14 protein-coding genes are annotated in these 17330 nt (G+C 43.9%); all 14 read right to left on the bottom strand.

What is annotated here, in order from left to right:
• Nucleotides 1-60: 60 nt before the first annotated feature.
• The 14 genes from F4V72_RS18760 to wcaJ all read right to left on the bottom strand — a co-directional run bounded on the left by F4V72_RS18760 (nt 61) and on the right by wcaJ (nt 17294).
• On the bottom strand, nt 61-1587 hold the full coding sequence (locus F4V72_RS18760) for a hypothetical protein (protein WP_136058203.1): 1527 nt from the start codon (nt 1585-1587) through the stop codon (nt 61-63).
• 285 nt (nt 1588-1872) lie between these two features.
• The gene (cpsG, locus tag F4V72_RS18765; RefSeq protein WP_086812786.1) at nt 1873-3243 is read right to left on the bottom strand and encodes a colanic acid biosynthesis phosphomannomutase CpsG; all 1371 of its coding nucleotides are present in this window, start codon (nt 3241-3243) and stop codon (nt 1873-1875) included.
• A 14-nt stretch (nt 3244-3257) separates the two neighbouring features.
• Nucleotides 3258-4676 carry a mannose-1-phosphate guanylyltransferase/mannose-6-phosphate isomerase gene (locus F4V72_RS18770; protein WP_000632420.1) on the bottom strand — a complete coding sequence of 473 codons (1419 nt, stop codon included), beginning with the start codon at nt 4674-4676 and terminating at the stop codon, nt 3258-3260.
• A complete protein-coding gene (locus tag F4V72_RS18775; RefSeq protein ID WP_000415709.1) occupies nt 4673-5872 on the bottom strand; it encodes a glycosyltransferase in 1200 nt (399 codons plus the stop codon). The genes F4V72_RS18770 and F4V72_RS18775 overlap by 4 nt, the downstream gene beginning before the upstream one ends.
• Nucleotides 5859-6866 (bottom strand): glycosyltransferase, encoded by a 1008-nt coding sequence (locus F4V72_RS18780; RefSeq protein ID WP_001536394.1) that lies wholly within the window; start codon nt 6864-6866, stop codon nt 5859-5861. The genes F4V72_RS18775 and F4V72_RS18780 overlap by 14 nt, the downstream gene beginning before the upstream one ends.
• Nucleotides 6850-7146 carry a hypothetical protein gene (locus F4V72_RS24495; RefSeq protein WP_024150789.1) on the bottom strand — a complete coding sequence of 99 codons (297 nt, stop codon included), beginning with the start codon at nt 7144-7146 and terminating at the stop codon, nt 6850-6852. Before F4V72_RS24495 ends, F4V72_RS18780 begins: the two co-directional genes overlap by 17 nt.
• A gap of 157 nt (nt 7147-7303) precedes the next feature.
• Nucleotides 7304-7852: a hypothetical protein gene (locus F4V72_RS24500; protein WP_249042127.1), complete on the bottom strand. Its 549-nt coding sequence runs from the start codon at nt 7850-7852 to the stop codon at nt 7304-7306.
• The gene (locus F4V72_RS18790; RefSeq protein ID WP_000642134.1) at nt 7852-8931 is read right to left on the bottom strand and encodes an EpsG family protein; all 1080 of its coding nucleotides are present in this window, start codon (nt 8929-8931) and stop codon (nt 7852-7854) included. The genes F4V72_RS24500 and F4V72_RS18790 overlap by 1 nt, the downstream gene beginning before the upstream one ends.
• Nucleotides 8932-9315: 384 nt before the next feature.
• The gene (gene galF / locus F4V72_RS18795; RefSeq protein WP_000981469.1) at nt 9316-10209 is read right to left on the bottom strand and encodes a GalU regulator GalF; all 894 of its coding nucleotides are present in this window, start codon (nt 10207-10209) and stop codon (nt 9316-9318) included.
• A gap of 177 nt (nt 10210-10386) precedes the next feature.
• Nucleotides 10387-11790, bottom strand: coding sequence for a colanic acid biosynthesis protein WcaM (gene wcaM, locus F4V72_RS18800; protein ID WP_080214598.1), 1404 nt, complete (start codon nt 11788-11790; stop codon nt 10387-10389).
• A 10-nt stretch (nt 11791-11800) separates the two neighbouring features.
• Complete coding sequence (gene wcaL, locus F4V72_RS18805; protein WP_079787955.1) at nt 11801-13021, bottom strand: colanic acid biosynthesis glycosyltransferase WcaL; 1221 nt, start codon at nt 13019-13021, stop codon at nt 11801-11803.
• Entirely contained in the window at nt 13018-14298 is a 1281-nt protein-coding gene (gene wcaK / locus F4V72_RS18810; RefSeq protein ID WP_045717386.1) for a colanic acid biosynthesis pyruvyl transferase WcaK, read from the bottom strand. The genes wcaL and wcaK overlap by 4 nt, the downstream gene beginning before the upstream one ends.
• Nucleotides 14299-14319: 21 nt before the next feature.
• Entirely contained in the window at nt 14320-15798 is a 1479-nt protein-coding gene (gene wzxC / locus F4V72_RS18815; protein WP_136058202.1) for a colanic acid undecaprenyl disphosphate flippase WzxC, read from the bottom strand.
• A 101-nt stretch (nt 15799-15899) separates the two neighbouring features.
• Nucleotides 15900-17294: an undecaprenyl-phosphate glucose phosphotransferase gene (gene wcaJ / locus F4V72_RS18820; RefSeq protein ID WP_063390597.1), complete on the bottom strand. Its 1395-nt coding sequence runs from the start codon at nt 17292-17294 to the stop codon at nt 15900-15902.
• Nucleotides 17295-17330: the final 36 nt, after the last annotated feature.

Below are 17330 nucleotides of genomic sequence, written 5' to 3' on the forward strand. Positions count from 1 at the left end.
TAAATACTTGTCCATTAATAGCACATTGTGGTTCGGCGGATATTTTCCCGCTTGGTTAACTTAAAATACCACGCGTAAAATTCTTTTAACAAAAAACCTAAAGTTAGCATCTGCATAAAAAACCGCAAAAACTATAATCATACTTACCAGCGATACAATAGTAAGCTTACTTATAAAGTCAAACCAGTTGGAAACTTTAAAGAAAATTATTTGTTCTCTTGTAAAATAAAAAACAGCAAAAATAACAAATGAGAATATTAAAGGTTTCAGTACAAATGACAAGTACTTTTTTAATGCATTAAATCTACCAAACATTTTACCATATAGATATAATGGCTTTGCAATTAATGTAATTAATACATTAGATATAATCGTGCCAATAATAATACCGGGAAGACCAATATAAAAAGCCAGGAGCGCGGAAAAAAATAAATTAACCACTCCCTCAAGCAAAGGATAATATACATCCCCAAAAAAACCAGTTGCGTTTTTAAAAATATCACAAGGAATTCTAATGACACTTATAAATACATTAACAAGCATTAATATAACAATACCATTACCTAGTATGAATTTTTCGCCTATCCAGCTGGTAATAAAGTCATTAACCAAAAAATACATATTCAAAGAAATGAAGGTAGCCAATGCTATAAATACTGTGTTAAATTGCTTTGCAATACTGGTAACTTCATCATCATTTTGATTGATTAAAAAATTACCCACACTAGCTGTAATAGCATTAACAAAACTGGACATAAGCACAGTCACAACCTGGAAGACCATCATATAACTTCCATAAATCGTGACGTAGCTTAAATTAAGAAATTTTGAAACTAGCAAATAATCAGTATTTAAAACTAACACACCACCAATCTTATGAAAAAACATGTTTTTTATTTTTATTTTTAATTCATTTTTTAATGTTGTTTTTTCATCATCGCTAATAGATTGTGGAACTACCTTAAAATGGATGTCGTTATTAATAATATTTTTAAATATAAAATACTGTACTATCACGCCAATAGTTTCAACGAGCAAATAGAGTAAGAAATTATGTGTGGTGACTAATAGCAATATTTGCAGCGCAATAATTAATATTTTCCCGCCACCCTGTATTTTACGGACTACTGAATATTGCTGATTTGCAGTTAATAGAGTTGAATGCTTTGCATAAGAATAAGTTAAAGATGTATTTATTACAAAAAATGCCCAATAAATAAAAACGTGACTTACTGCATTAACAGAATCGATGAAAAAGTAAATACCAAAGCCAATTACTATACCTATCAATAAAACTAAAAACGAGATATATCTATAGATTGTAGACAGCAATAAAGTTAAGTATTTTATTTTTGCATAATCCCCCTCACTCAGCGGCTTGTATAAAAGGCTTGCCGCAGCTACCCCTATGCCAAGCTCGGCGAGATTTAAATAAGCAGTCAGTTGTGTAAATAACAACATCACACCTGTTAAATCAGCGCCCATCTTAGAGACAAATATAGTTCGAAGATAAAATCCTAGCGCAATAAGAAAAAAAGTAATAAATAAATCAACTTTAAAGTTGTTAATCGCTTTTATAGTTCGCATTTTTACTTTCCGGATGTAAACTTAAAGTAAATAAATATTCGTGGGAAGTTACAGGATTACATCAATTATTATTAGCCCCATAATAATTAATATTACCAGGAAGGTAAAATAAATAATCATATCAATGATTATTTATACTGTCCGAAAAGAACATAGCGAAAGCCTTATATCTATTAGAAATGGAAACCAACAACAATCAAACACACTTAATATTTATTGGCTTTATACTACGAATTGGTTAGAGAATATCCGAAAAGTTAGCCCTCCATAAAGAAGGGCTGCTTTTTATGAATTGAGTAGCTGAAGAATTTCTTTCGTTCGCGCTTCCATCAGCGGAATATCGCCGCGTGATTCCACATTCAGGCGCACCACCGGTTCGGTGTTCGACGAGCGCAGGTTGAAACGCCAGTCCGGGAATGACATGCTGAGACCGTCCGTGCGATCCACCGCCTGCGCCTCTTCCGCAAAGTGCGCTTCCACCCGCGCAATGGCTGCCGCCGGCTCCGCCAGCCTGCTGTTGATTTCCCCGCTCGCCGGGAACGCCGCCATCCGGTCGCAGACCAGTTCACCCAGCGACTGTCTCTTCAGGCACACCAGCTCCGCTACCAGCAGCCACGGGATCATCCCGCTGTCGCAGTAGGCAAAATCACGAAAATAGTGATGCGCGCTCATTTCCCCGCCATAAATGGCATCCTCCGTACGCATCCGCTCCTTGATAAAGGCGTGCCCGGTTTTTGACATCACCGGCGTCCCGCCCGCCGCCGCCACCACTGCCTCCGTGTTCCAGGTCAGGCGCGGGTCGTGGATAATCTTCGCCCCCGGGTGTTTTTCCAGAAACGCTTCCGCCAGCAGCCCGACGATGTAGTACCCCTCGATAAACTGCCCTTTCTCATCGAACAGGAAGCAGCGGTCGAAGTCGCCGTCAAAGGCGATGCCCATGTCCGCCCCGTGTTCAATAACGGCCTTGCGGGTGTCGTCGCGACACTCCGGCAGCAACGGGTTGGGAATGCCGTTCGGGAAGGTGCCGTCCGGGGTGTTGTGGATTTTGATGAACTCCACCGGCGCGCCCAGCGCCTTCAGACGCGCTTCGATGGCGTCAATGACCGGCCCCGCCGCCCCATTGCCGGAATTCACCACCAGCTTCAGCGGGGTGAGATTGTTAACACTGATATAGCCGAGCAGGTGGTCGATGTAGGCGTCGCGCAGGCTGATTTGTCTGTAGCTGCCGCGCGCGGCCTCGTTCACCGGCGGGAAATTGCCCGCTTCTGCCAGACGCTGAACGTCGCGCAGACCGGTGTCGCCGCTTATCGGGCGGGCGCCCTCGCGCACCAGCTTCATACCGTTGTAGTCCATCGGGTTATGGCTGGCGGTCACCTCAATACCGCCGTCCACGCCGAGGTGGAAGGTGGCGAAGTAAATCTCTTCGGTGCCGGACATACCGATATCCAGCACGTCGACGCCCGCGTCCTGTAACCCTTTTGCCAGCGCCAGCTTCAGCGCCTCGCTGGTCAGGCGCACGTCGCCGCCCAGCACGATGGTTTTCGGTTTTAAATATTCGCCGTAGGCGCGGCCAATCCGCCACGCGATATCTTCATTGAGCTCTTCGCCCAGCCTGCCGCGAATGTCGTAGGCCTTAAAACAAGTTAAATTATTCATTATTACGTTATTCCTTAATTACGACCATACTTATCTGAAAAACGAACAATATCATCCTCCCCTAAATATGCGCCGGATCTTACTTCAATAAGTTCAAGTGCAATTTTCCCTGGGTTTTCAAGGCAGTGCTTAACACCGACAGGAATATATACGGATTCATTTTCAGTTAAAATTTTCACTTCACCTTTTATGGTTATTTTTGCGGTACCTGCAACGATAATCCAGTGTTCCGCGCGATGATAATGTTGCTGCTCTGAAATTCCTTCTCCGGGTTTTACAGTGATTCTCTTTACCTGATAACGCTCACCGAAATCGATTGAATCGTATTTACCCCATGGTCTATAAACTTCCCGATGAGTTATATGCTCATGACGATTTTCTAATTTAATTTTCTCAACAATTTTCTTAACATCTTGAACACAGTTTGTGTTTGCAACTAAAACGGCATCTTTCGTTTGCACGACTATAAGATCTTTGACACCAACAGCGGTTACCAAACCCGTTTCTGCATGGAGATAGCAATTATCTGCATTGTGGCTTAATACATCGCCTTTAGTCACATTACCATTACTATCTTTATCACTTATCTCCCAAAGAGAAGACCACGAACCGACATCACTCCAACCCGCATTTAAAGGTACGACAACCGCGTCATTCGTCTTTTCCATCACTGCATAATCAATTGATTCATCCGGGCAAGCGCAAAATGAATCTTCATCCACTCGAATGAAATCGAGATCCGTAACAGCAGATTCCATCGCTAATGAGCAAGCTTTATAAATATCAGGGCGAAATTTTTTTAACTCTTCAATATATCGATCTGCCCTAAATAAAAACATACCGCTGTTCCAGTAATACTCACCAGAATCAAGATAACTCTGAGCCGTTTCTAGATTGGGTTTTTCGACAAATTCAGCCACCCTAAACGCCAAAGAACAATCATTTTCTGCAGAGAAAAGAGCTTGCCCACGCCGTATATAACCATAACCTGTCTCTGGCATGGTAGGTACAATACCAAACGTAACTAATTTTCCTGCTTCGGCATATTTTCTAGCGTCTTGTATAGTCTTACAAAACGTTTCTTCGTCCTTAATTATATGGTCAGCAGCCAATACTAACAGTAAAGCGTTTTTCTTAAGGCATTTTAAAGCTGCCAAGGCTACTGCAGGGGCCGTGTTACGTCCAACAGGTTCTAAAATTATATCGCCAGATGATTTAGATAATTCTTTAAGCTGTTCTGCAACAATAAACCTGTGCTGCTCATTACAAATAACAATAGGATCTGAAGCATTCAAATTATTAATTCGCGTAATTGTGGTCTGAAGCATACTTTGAGAGCCATCTAAACATAAAAACTGTTTAGGATATAACGTTCGAGAAAGTGGCCATAACCGACTTCCATTTCCCCCAGCCATAATTATTGGTGTAATCATTTTCCTGTTAACCTCTCAATATTTTTCACCAAAACTGATAAACGCGTTGACCAATTAAATTTCTCCGCAACAAAATTTCGCGCATTCTTAGCAATCATTTGATATACAGAATTTTCACTCAAAGTTTCTAACGACTTCAAGTACTCATCACTATTATCAGCAATTAATATCTCTTCACCAATATTTGCTTCTATACCCTCATAACCCATTCGGGATGTGATAGTTGGAAGTCCAAGAGCCATATATTCTAATATTTTATTTTGTACACCTGCACCAAACCGAACTGGGCAAATTCCGATATGTCCTATTTTAGCCGCATCAGCCATATTTGTAACGCTGCCACTCACCACAACATTTTCAAAACCTTGTAAATATAGTTTATCACTTTTGTTTATTTTACCTAAAATGTGGAAAATATATTGCTTACCGTTATTATTTTTATTTATTGATGGTAGAATATTTTTTACGAACCATTTCACTCCGTCAAAATTTTGGAATGAACACAAGTTCCCAATAAAAATAAGATTAATTATATTGGTATTTTCAATGACTCTCTTTGTAAAAGGATAATCCTCAAGATCAACTCCATTATTACAAACCAAAATGTTATCATTCCTATTCCCAAAAAGGAATTTTTTGTCAACCTCTGATATTAACGATATGAGTGAATAGCGGCCATAAACTTCTTTTTCATATTTTAATAATCGCTCTTGTTCGATAGAGTAAATGATGCTTTTTAAAGAATTTTTCGGAGCTTCTTTTTTTATACGCGAATAATTTAAGGAAATTGCATCAGTCATTTCAAGAATATGCAAGCCAGGCTTATTTAAAGTGTAATCACCAACACGAATGAGATGAGAAAGAGTCAAATCATAATTCCCAATTATCTCATTAAGTTTATTTTCAAATTCAGTATTTTTATAATAAGCTATCTGAAGTGGTTTTCTACCAGGTAATGCTTTTAATACATTAAAATAACTTTTTATTTTAGGATGATAGATCCGGAAAATTTTATCAAAGACGTGATCATTTTTTACTATAAAATTTAAGTCTTCGATACTATCGCATAGACTTAGCAAATCTAATGTGTAGTATTTAGACAATTCCTTACAAATGCGATATATCCTTAACCTATCCCCTCCTACCACTGGATACGGAAATCGTGGGGTGAGGATGAGTATTTTACTTTTTTCCATATAAAAACTCGAGTTGGGATTTAAAAATTTCATGTTCTATCAATTGTCCATGGATATCTTTATACTTGCTAGCTAACACAGCTTTATATTGGATGTGAAAGTCATTTTGATTAGTATAAAGATATACATTTTCATCTTTTTGTTCCATAAAGGCTGATATTTGTGTACATAAAATCTTTTTATGGGACAACTTAGCCTCTGCTACAGCTCTTCCATAACCCTCATATTTCGAATGTGCCCAAATAAAGGTAGAGTTACAATAAAGACTTACAACATCATCAAGATCCAGGAAAGGAATAACTTCAATTTCACTTTGGACTCTATGGTCATCAATTATTTTTTTTACCCTCTCTATGGCATTTCCACAGCCTAATATTTTAAGCGGCAATCGTTCATCCTTGCTAATAGATGAATATAATTTCAAAGCACCATCGAGATCTTTATTATCACCCACCCCTGTTACCAATAATATATATCCAAGATCAAGAATCGTATTTTTTTTCGCAATTTCCTCGAAACGAAAAAATGTGTTTGGGAAATAATAGCCTTTACAATTTTTAAAGAGTTCAATGCTATCTATAACACGCTTAGTTGTTTTTGATATATATATATAATCGGCTTTTAATTGTGATGCTTTGAGCATACAATATGACACATATTTCGCGGATAAAGAATGGTTCTTTTTTCTTAAGCTTATTAGATCATGAATAATAACCACTGATTTACCCAAGTACGCGTCTATAATTGATGTACTATTATATGGATAGATATTAAATTTTGACTTTAATATAAGTCCAATAAGCGGAGTAAGTATTTGTTCATAGAATATGAATAAAAAATTATGTATAAAAGCAGGTAAAGGGTATAGGACTTTTGGACAAGTTAATTCACAGACTTGCATAGAGTCCTTTTTCATTTGAAGAACTAACTCTTCAGTATAAATCGGTATTCCTCTTTTTAAAACACCACTAAAATAATTATTTATTACTATCATTGTTTATTAGTCCTATATACAGTTGAGCGATCGACTGCCAATTTCTTTTTTCAGAGTACTCATAGGCACTATCATTAATTTTGGCAAAGCTATCTGTATTATTTATATAATATAAAACCTTACTCAAAAGATCATTTTTATCGTTCCCTAATACGGCAATATTTTCAAATTCAGACGAAAACTGCCCCCTTAGGGAAAATACTAATACTCGATTAATCATCGCAGCAAGGGCAGTACCTCTCCGTTCTGAGATGCCATCGGGATATGGTAATATAGCCATGTCAGTTTCAGCTAGCAGATTTGATATTTCGGCTGCTGATTTATTTAAAAGTAACTCGCACTTTTGTTCTGTACACTGTTCTATAATTAAATTGGCATAACTATTGTCAGCACTAGGAACATAACCAATCAAGGCAGAGCGGAATTTAATATTTTTCTTATTTAAGTTCTTTAATAATCCAGATAAATTCTTCTATTCCCTTTCCTTTGGAAATTATACCAAAATGAACAAGATCAAATTTTTTTTCTTTCTTTTGGCAAGAAGGTATGTTAGATGCGATAGGAATTAGTCTTGTTTTTGCAGAATTAAATAATGTTTTTTCACCTATATTCTTCTCATACTGAGTTGTAAAGATTATATAATCAGCAAGCTTAAAAATTTTTAGGAAATATTGAGCTCTCTTTGATAAACTACTAAATTCGTGTAGCGTTATCGATGTTTTTAAGCCAACTAACTTAGCTAAGATAAATGCAACATGAGGTTTAAAAGCCGCAATTTTGTTTGTCGAAAATCCAATCGATGGATATTGAATATTAATAAGTTTGATAATTTTTCTATTAGAAACTATTTTATAGATTAATTCGAATAAGGATAGTTTGACAACGTTAACTGTATAATTCTTTTTAATTTCTTGGTTTAGATTATAAACATAATCACCTACTCCACATTTATCATCTGGATACGAACCCGTATATATTAATAACATTAGTAAATACCTTGACGCTGAATTTCTGAAAATACCGATATGTAAGGATAGAAAAGTTCAGGATAAGACCCTAGTATAGAGTAAACTTGATAGCCAAAATAAAAAATCACTATAAAAATCAGAGCAGGAATCCGTGTAAAAATTCCTACACGCACTAATACTGCAGGAATCAACAATATTTCGACTATAGTAAAATATATACTAATTACTGAGAACATGGCTGAGATCGGAGATAAAAATAAATATATGATAGTTCCAAATAAATATGTTTTTACCAAAAATAAATTTGCCTTATTATTTTTTATATCAAAAGATAATGTGTAAATAAAAATAGCAGAAATTACCACCCTTTTTAAAATTCCAGATATACTTATGGAACCATATTCTTGTGCATTTTGAGTATAAACAGTGAGTTTATAGCGAACAATTTCGACAGGAATTAGACTAATAACGGAAGAAATTATATCTGATAAATAATGTGACAAAGGCAATGATAGAATGGCACCAAGCACAAGTAATATTTTATATAAGTTTAAAGATAACTTATTGATTAAAAAAACAGATAAGGTAACTAAAGACGAGATATGAAATGTCGACGCACATAGAATAAGAATAAGCGATTGCACCTTTTTATTACTTTTATATTGGATTAAAGCGAAAAAAGATAACCCAATTGCAATAATTCTTCTTTCGGCCCCAAAAAAAGACCCCAGATAATAATAACTATAAAAAACACAAACAGACAGAATAGTTAATGATATATTTTTTTGTGTTTTCAGGCATCCCCAGAATATTAACGCGATAGGAATAATTGATGTAGTGAATAGAAACAATGTATAATTATCTGTCAAATATCTTATTAATTTGACGTATAATACATACCCGATTTCAAAGTCATGTCGATTCCCTGGACTCATGAAATCATCGTAATAGGGGAGCCAATCAGTACCAGTCTGCCAACGTAAAGAACAAAACGAGACAAGAAATAAAAAACTTAGCATCAAGGCGTAAATTTTTATATTTTTATTCTTAACAAATGAAAAGAACGGAAAAATTACAATAAAAATATAATATATCATGCTAAGTCTCTCAAATAAAAAATTATTCTTATTGTTTTCTAAAAATAATCTTTATAAATACGATATTATAATTATTCAGGACACGCTACCGCCCCTGGCTCATCAGCTACCAGTGCACTGCGTACATATCGACTTGTTACAGACCTCGCCCGGCAGGGCAAAGCTCACTAAAACTTAAACGCTAATTGTCTTATTAATTGCATCCGGAAACAAGGATTAATCTTATAAAATCAGCATTAAAATGCTCCAGATAACCCCTTGTTACTTAAGCCCTTTATACAAAACTAAAACGGCAGTCAACACTCGTTTCAGCCAACTTGCCGCTTCGAATGTTCACTGCCGTTATTATGTTTATCACCAACCATTTATCACGGTTGTTAATACTTATTCATGCAAAAGCTGCTCTATGCTCTTACGGAACTTCGCTCCTTCTTTCAGGTTGCGCAGCCCGTACTTCACAAATGCCTGCATGTAGCCCATTTTTTTACCGCAGTCATAGCTGTCACCCGTCATTAGCATCGCGTCAACCGACTGTTTTTTCGCCAGTTCTGCAATGGCATCGGTGAGCTGGATACGGCCCCAGGCGCCCGGTTCGGTTCTTTCCAGTTCCGCCCAGATGTCGGCTGAAAGCACATAACGGCCTACCGCCATCAAATCGGAATCCAGCGTCTGCGGCTGATCCGGTTTTTCGATAAACTCCACAATCCGGCTGACTTTGCCTTCATTATCCAGAGGTTCTTTCGTCTGGATAACGGAATACTCCGATAAATCACCTTTCATGCGCTTCGCCAGCACCTGGCTGCGACCCGTTTCATTGAAACGCGCCACCATCGCCGCAAGGTTATAGCGCAGCGGATCGGCGGTAGCATCATCGATAATAATATCCGGGAGTACCACAATGAAAGGGTTATCGCCCACGACCGGACGCGCGCACAGAATAGAGTGCCCCAGCCCTAACGGCTGCGCCTGGCGAACGTTCATAATCGTCACGCCCGGTGGGCAGATAGATTGCACTTCCGCCAAAAGCTGGCGCTTAACGCGCTGCTCAAGAAGTGATTCAAGTTCATAAGAGGTGTCGAAGTGGTTCTCAACGGCGTTTTTAGACGCGTGAGTCACCAGCACGATTTCTTTGATCCCTGCAGCCACAATCTCATCGACAATGTACTGAATCATTGGCTTGTCGACGATCGGTAGCATCTCTTTTGGGATTGCCTTGGTGGCAGGCAACATATGCATACCCAAACCCGCTACCGGTATAACTGCTTTCAAATTCATCATTGTTTCTTCCACCTGTAAAATGGTTGCTGAATTATAGCTCTTTAGCTTGTTTTCGCCAGCATGAATTACTCTGCTGCCAGGGATAATGATGGCACGCTCTACATTACGTCTTAGTCGGCACCATGACATTAAGTATGAACAACTTTTTCCCAGGAATTTTCGTAAAAATAGCGGTACTTACCCTCCCCGCTTCGGCAGCGAAAAATTCACTGCTTCGACATTCACGGTTTGGTGATTAATCCTGTCGATATCCACGGAACTCTGCCCGTTTTCATTGATGGCATGAACATTAGCGAGGGAAAGCAGCGTGTCCTGGCGGGCCATAAATTGACCACGGACATCTTTACGCAAATCGAAATGCATTTTTAACGCCGGGCCAATCGCTGAAGTTTGCATCACGTTGATATTACGCAGAAAGAGGTGCTGCGGTTGATTATGCAGTTCCAGCGTAGCACGCGTCATCCGTACATTGGTGATGGCGACAAAAGAGGGGGTGTTGCCGGAGGAAATTTGAATGCCGCGTAATTTATAAGCAACCTGGCGATTATCCAACCGAATAGCGTTTAATTTAAAGTTTTGCGGAATTGACAGGTATTTTCCTTTAACGACGCCATAGCCGATGAGCATCCCAGCACTATTCGTCATATCAATATTATCAATGACGAAATTATCACAGCCATAAATGGCGATCGTTGCGTTATCAATACCCGCATTTTTACTGAAATCGGGCGTGATGTTTTTGGCTTTGACATTGCGAATGACGAAATGTTTGCCATTTTCTACGTGCACCAGCTGTCGGCAATCAGATCCGGTAATATTGGCCACCACAAAGTTTTTTACTGCCTGATCTTCAGGATAACTGTTGTCATAGGTGCTACCCGCCAGCCCGATGCCGATCCCCCAGTTGATTTTGCCATTGGTACAATCAATGCGTTCGATGACATGATCGGAAATCAGGATGTCGCGGTCGTGAATCGCGACATTCCACTCAATGGCGTCCCCCTGCAAATCGCTAAAGCGGCTATGCGTAATCCGCGCGCCGTCCATTTGGTTATGAAATCCCTGGCGGAGAATGGCGTAGTTGGCGTGGGTAACGGTGATGTCATCGATAATGAGATTACGCATCACCTGCGGTTCCTTACCGCCGATGAAAATTTGCGCGACGGGGCCAAAGCCGCTCATCGTCACGCCTTTAATCACACAGTCCGACCCGCGAACATCCAGCGTCACATTGTGCAGACTGCCGCCCTGCTCCCCCACCACCTGACACCCGTCCTGCAAAATAAACCGTCCCCGGCCATTCCCACGCACCGCGCCCTGTACCCGCAGCGTTTTTCCCGCCGGAATCGTTATCGCCGCATTGATATTTTCACACACCCATCCTGGCGGTACGACCACGGTCTGTCCGTCGGCGAAGGACTGTTTGAACGAGGCGATACCGTCATCCGCCGGATAATCCTTAATATCGACGGTCTCGCGAGGTTCACGCGCCTGTACCGGCAAGGCGCGCAGAAAAGGAAGAACAGCAAGCGCAGAACCTGCCGTCAGGAGAGTACGTCGGGAGAATTTAGTCGCGGGCATACCACCTCGTTTATATCGTTTGTAGCAGGCAGGCTAACTGGCGATTAATCACCTGCTGGTTAAAATCTTGCGCCACTTTTTCACGGGCGCGCGTGATCACCGACTCCAGCGTGTCGTGGTCAATCCGGCTGAACTCAGCGAGTCGGGCCGCCAGCGCCTGCGCATCGTTTTCCGGCACCAGCCAGCCGGATTTGCCGGCCTCCACCAGTTCCGGAATACCGCTATGCACGGTAGATACCACGGGAATCCCTACCGCCATCGCCTCCATCAGCGCTACCGGAATACCTTCCATATCGCCATCCGTACCGGTAATCGACGGCAGCAAAAAAACATCGGCGTCATCCAGCATCGCCTTCACTTCATGGCTCGGTTTAAACCCCGGCATCTCAATGACATCCTCTAGCTGATACTGCTCGATGAGCGTGCGCAGCCGACGTTCCCACGGGCCAATCCCCAGAATGCGGTAGCGAAACGCCACGCCCTGTGCTTTCAGTTGCCGACAGGCTTCAATCGCCACATGCAGGCCTTTTTTCTCGGTCAGGCGCGCGACGGAAATCATCTCCAGCGGCATCCCTGGCGCTTTCACCGAACGATGGGAAAAACGCGTCATGTCGACGCCCATGCGCGAAACAGCAATCTTTTCCGGCGGACAGCCCATACTTTTCAGGCGACCGGCCCACAGTTCGCTGATGGGCAGCATCAGATCGCCACGACGAAACAACTGCTGATACTCCGGCGTGTAATGACTGAGCACTTCGCGGCTGGAAATATCAATCCCGTGGAAAATAGTCGCAATTTTGCCGCGAAGCACGCCCAGTTCGCGTAGTTTGGCCGCCGTCACGCCCGCCGGGCCAAAGTGCGCGATGAACACATCCGCTCCAAAAGGCTGGCTCACCTGCGCGCAAATCGCGGAAAGGATCAAATTGCGTGATTCATCGCCATAGCGGGTAAAATTGAGCGCTTTCCAGGTCGCCGCCCGATGCAGCCCCGGCAGCGTTTTACATGCCCGGTAGCGCAGTTTCGCCAGCCGTCCCTGGGGCTCATCCTGTAACCAGCGGGTTTTCGCCGCCAGGCCATACTTCTCCCAGGCGGCGTGAGTATGTTGGGTATCGCCTTTTTGTAACGCGACAATCTCCACCTCATGGCCCATATCAATAAACGCAGTAATCTGATTCAGCACAAAGGTTTCCGATGAGAGTGGAAATTTCAGCAGAAAAAAGCTGACTTTCATTGCGCCTCCCGAATTCTGTCGAGAACAGATTTGATCATCGTGAACCCTTTCGCCCGCTCCTCGGTGACGGCGTTAGCCACTTTTGCCTTTAGCGCAGGCAATTGATTGAGCGTATCGGCCACCACGCTTTGTAATGAACCGTTCAGCAAGTGACGGATATCAATAGCCAATTCCGCCAGGCCTAGCTGCTGCATAATCCCGGCGGATTTATGTTCATAATTAATGGCGATGGCGGGTGTGCCAAAATTCATGGAGATAATGGCGGAATGCAGGCGCGTCCCGATGGTCAGTACGCAGGAGGCGAGGATCTTTCCGATTTCCACGTCATTGAGTTCGTCCATCGCGATATGGAAATGCTCTGAGTCGTTTACATACTTCGCCATCCGTAACGCAACCATCCGGTCATCGCGGTTATAGCGATCGATACTGGTGCAGGTTGACAGCGCCAGTACCTGATAACCGTCCGCAATCAGGCGATTCACGACCTGGGCAAATGCCTGCTCATAGGCCTGCTGAGTGGTGCCCAGACGTCTATCAAACGGCTCCAGATCGCGCAACGTAATTGCGACGGTTTTGCGGCGCGCGGTGACGTCCAGCCAGTGCTGCACAGCATAACTGGCGACAAACTCGTCGTGACGGCGTTCGACTAACCAGGCGGTATCCACCCCCTGCTCCACTTTCCGGGTATCGATCTGCGCGGCGGTCATCATATCGCGGCTGACGGTTTCACGCAGGATCAGCGCACTGGTGCGGCCAAAAACATAATTGGCGAGCTGGTTAAAGTCAGGATTCTGGAAAGGGCCGACGCTATGTCCCACCATATAAATTGGTTTGTTCGCCATAAACGCGCACAGCGGATATTCAAAGTGAGTCAAACCGTATAAGTCGACATAGTTTGAACCGCCCACCTGAATGACGGCGTCATACTGCGCAATAAATTGCGCGAATTCGGCAAATTCCGGCGCGATAGCAAAATTACGCAGCGATCCTTCCTGGGCGACTTTAGACAATAAAATTTTATGCTGAAAACGACGGCGTAATACTTTTTTCACCCGACCGTTAAGCCCTGCCGCCGCCTGCTGTTTCTGGCTTAACTGATACAGCGGGTCGGCAATAATCGGGCGCCCCTGCAACCAGGCGGAACTCACCGGGAAACGGCTCATCACATCCATCTCCGCCTCCGGCGCCTGTTGACGGATGGCATCAAGCAAACCGCGCATAATGGCGCTATCACCACGGTTGCCGCATGTGTGGTTGCCTAAAATTAATAATTTCATAAATAGCCTCTTATATCCCCGTCATCCGACACGTAATAACTTTTTCATTTTTGCACTGCCAACAAGCTGATTTTTAATTTCCATCACCAGCGCATTGCGTGAAAAAATAATCATCAAAATAAAACTCAAAATACCGACCATAACCTGTAGTGCGAATACCCCTGACAACGGTAAATAGCCGTCGGCCAGCTTTCCTGCGCCGTAGCTGGTAATAAATGTTGGCAATGAGAGATAAAACGGTAGCCACAGGCTGAGAATATACTGACGATAGCTGGAGCCGAGTACCGGCTTAATCATCACGAAATAGCTCAGAATGGTGTTGATGATTTGCACCACCAGGAACCCCAGCGTCACGCCAATCGCCCCCGCCAGATGGCCGCCAATGAGAATTGCCGGGATAAACAGAAACGTTTTAAAGACGTTGAACTTAAAGCTGATATCCACGCGCGCTTTCGCCATCAGCAGCGAACCAATCGGGTTGCCGACCGAGCGCAACAGCCCCACCACGCACAGCAATTGCAGGATCGGGATAATGCTGTTCCACTTCTCGCCAAACACTAACGGCACAAAATTGTTCGCCACTACCATCAGGCCCAACAGCGCGGGAAAATTGATAATTCCCACCACGGAAAGCAACTTATAGAAGTTGACGCGCAGCTTCTCGGTATCGTCCTGGATTTTGGCGAATGCCGGAAATAGCACGCGGGTAATGATCGGGTTAAGCTTCATCGGCGGCACAACCGCCACGTTGTACGCGAGGTTATATCCCCCGGCAACGCCTGCGCCGAGAATTCGTGCCAGCACCAGCGTCGATAAATTCGTGTTGATGTAATTGACGATACTGTCCGCCGTCAGCCACGCGCCAAAACGCAGGTTCGTGGACACCGATACCAGCGAAAAATGCAGCCCCGGACGGTAAATCTTGCGGCCAAAGTAACCGAACAGCAGCGTTCGCACCGCGCTGTTCACCAGATAGCCGAGAATCGCGGTTAACGCTAGCGGCCAGTAATGGGCGCTAATCACCGTAAAGGTGAATCCCGCCAGCACGGAGGTCGTTTCGATCATGCCGATCTTATTGAACTCCAGCTCTTTTTGCATCAGCGCGCGGAACTGCTGCCCGTGGGGGATCACGATAAACGCCAGCGACAACGTTTTGATTAACGGCGCAAGATCCGGGTTATGCAAAACATGGGCAATCGCATCACTCAGCCAAAAAACCACCGCAAATACCACAATCCCAAGCCCAACGTTTAGCCAGTAGAGCGTGGTCAGCTCCAGATGCCCAATCGTTTTACGCTGGATAATCGAGTTCGCGATACCAAAGTCCGAGATCGTGTCGGCCAGCGCGATAATCACCAGCGAGACGGTCAACAGGCCAAACTGGTGGTTATCAATGATCCGCGCCAGCACCGTCATCTGAATCAACCCCAGACCGATAATCACTATCGTGGCGATAGCCGACCATTTCGCGCCGCTGATCGTTTTTTGTCGTAAGTTCATTCTTTTCTCCAGAACCTGTTCACAAGGCGTCATTGGCGCAGCCAGATTGCGCACTGCCCAGGTGCAATATGGCAAGTAAAATAGCCTGGTGGGTCAGGTTCTTAATACGCTGCTTTATTCACAAACCCTTTGAAAATAGTCAGAAACACGATTTTGATATCTAACCAGATACTCCATTCGCGGATGTATTCCAGGTCGAATTCCACGCGTTTTTCCATTTTCTCCAGCGTATCGGTCTCACCGCGCCAGCCATTAATTTGCGCCCAGCCGGTGATGCCCGGCTTCATCTTGTGACGCAACATGTAACCTTCAATCAACTGACGATACTGTTCGTTATGCGCCACCGCGTGAGGGCGTGGACCGACGATGGACATCCCGCCAGTTAATACGTTGATAAACTGCGGCAATTCATCCAGCGAGGTACGACGCAAAAAGTTACCTACCCGGGTGACGCGCGGATCGTTTTGCGTCGCCTGGGTAACGACCTTATCGTTCTCCATCACCTTCATTGAGCGGAACTTCCAGACCTTGATCGGCTTGCCGTCCATCCCGTAGCGCGTCTGACGGAAAATCACCGGTCCGGGCGAGCTCAGTTTGACCGCCAGCGCAATGCAGCACAGTACCGGTGAAATGAGCAGCAGAATCAGCGACGCCAGCACGATATCCTCTGCCCGTTTAAGCAGACGGTTAATCCCTGACAGCGGCGTGTCATACAGCGGAACGACCGGAACGCCGCTCATCTCCTCCACGCGCGAGTGAAGAATAGTAAAGGTGAACACATCGGGAATAAGGATCACCGAGCAGGTGGTGTCGGCCAGCTCGCGCACCAGTTTTTTCACCATGGCGCCGTCGCTCATCGACATAGCGATATAAACATTGTGAATCTGCGAACCTTTCGCATCGTCAATTAACTGCTCGAAGTTTCCAGCCCAATCAGCAGAGACGCCACCCGGTTTGGGATCGTGATAGACGCCCACCACCTCAAAGCCCAGCCACGGCTCATTACGGAAGCTATCCAGCAGCGCCTGACCCGCAGGCAAATCTCCGGCGACGGCGACCCGGCGAGTGTTATAACCACGATTGCGTAGCCAACCCGCGCCGAAACGGATAAATGAACGGCATAACACTAAGCCCAGACTGGACAGCGCATACCAGGCCAGCCAGGTGACGAGGCGGTTGTCGAAGTCGTTATTAAACGCCAGCAGACCGGCGCTGAAGATCAGGCTCAGCGTCCAGTTTTGCAGTAACAGCGTTAACTCTGTCGATATTTTGACGCCGCGCCAGGAGCGATAAAAATCGGTCATCCCGCCCAGCATTTGAAAAACAACCAGCGTAATCAGCGCCACCAACAGGTGCATGTACAGGAATGGCAGTCCACTGACTTCACAGATGAACCACAGCCCGCCAAACATAATGGTGATATCTGAAAAGCGTTGCACCATAGAGATTAACGATGCATTGGTTTTGGCTCGTTCACGCTTTTTTAGATTTGTCATCGTTGTTCCTGTGATTGGCCCCTTACCCGCAGGCAG

It is taken from the genome of Salmonella enterica subsp. diarizonae (assembly GCF_008692785.1).
GTDB classification, from domain to species: domain Bacteria; phylum Pseudomonadota; class Gammaproteobacteria; order Enterobacterales; family Enterobacteriaceae; genus Salmonella; species Salmonella diarizonae.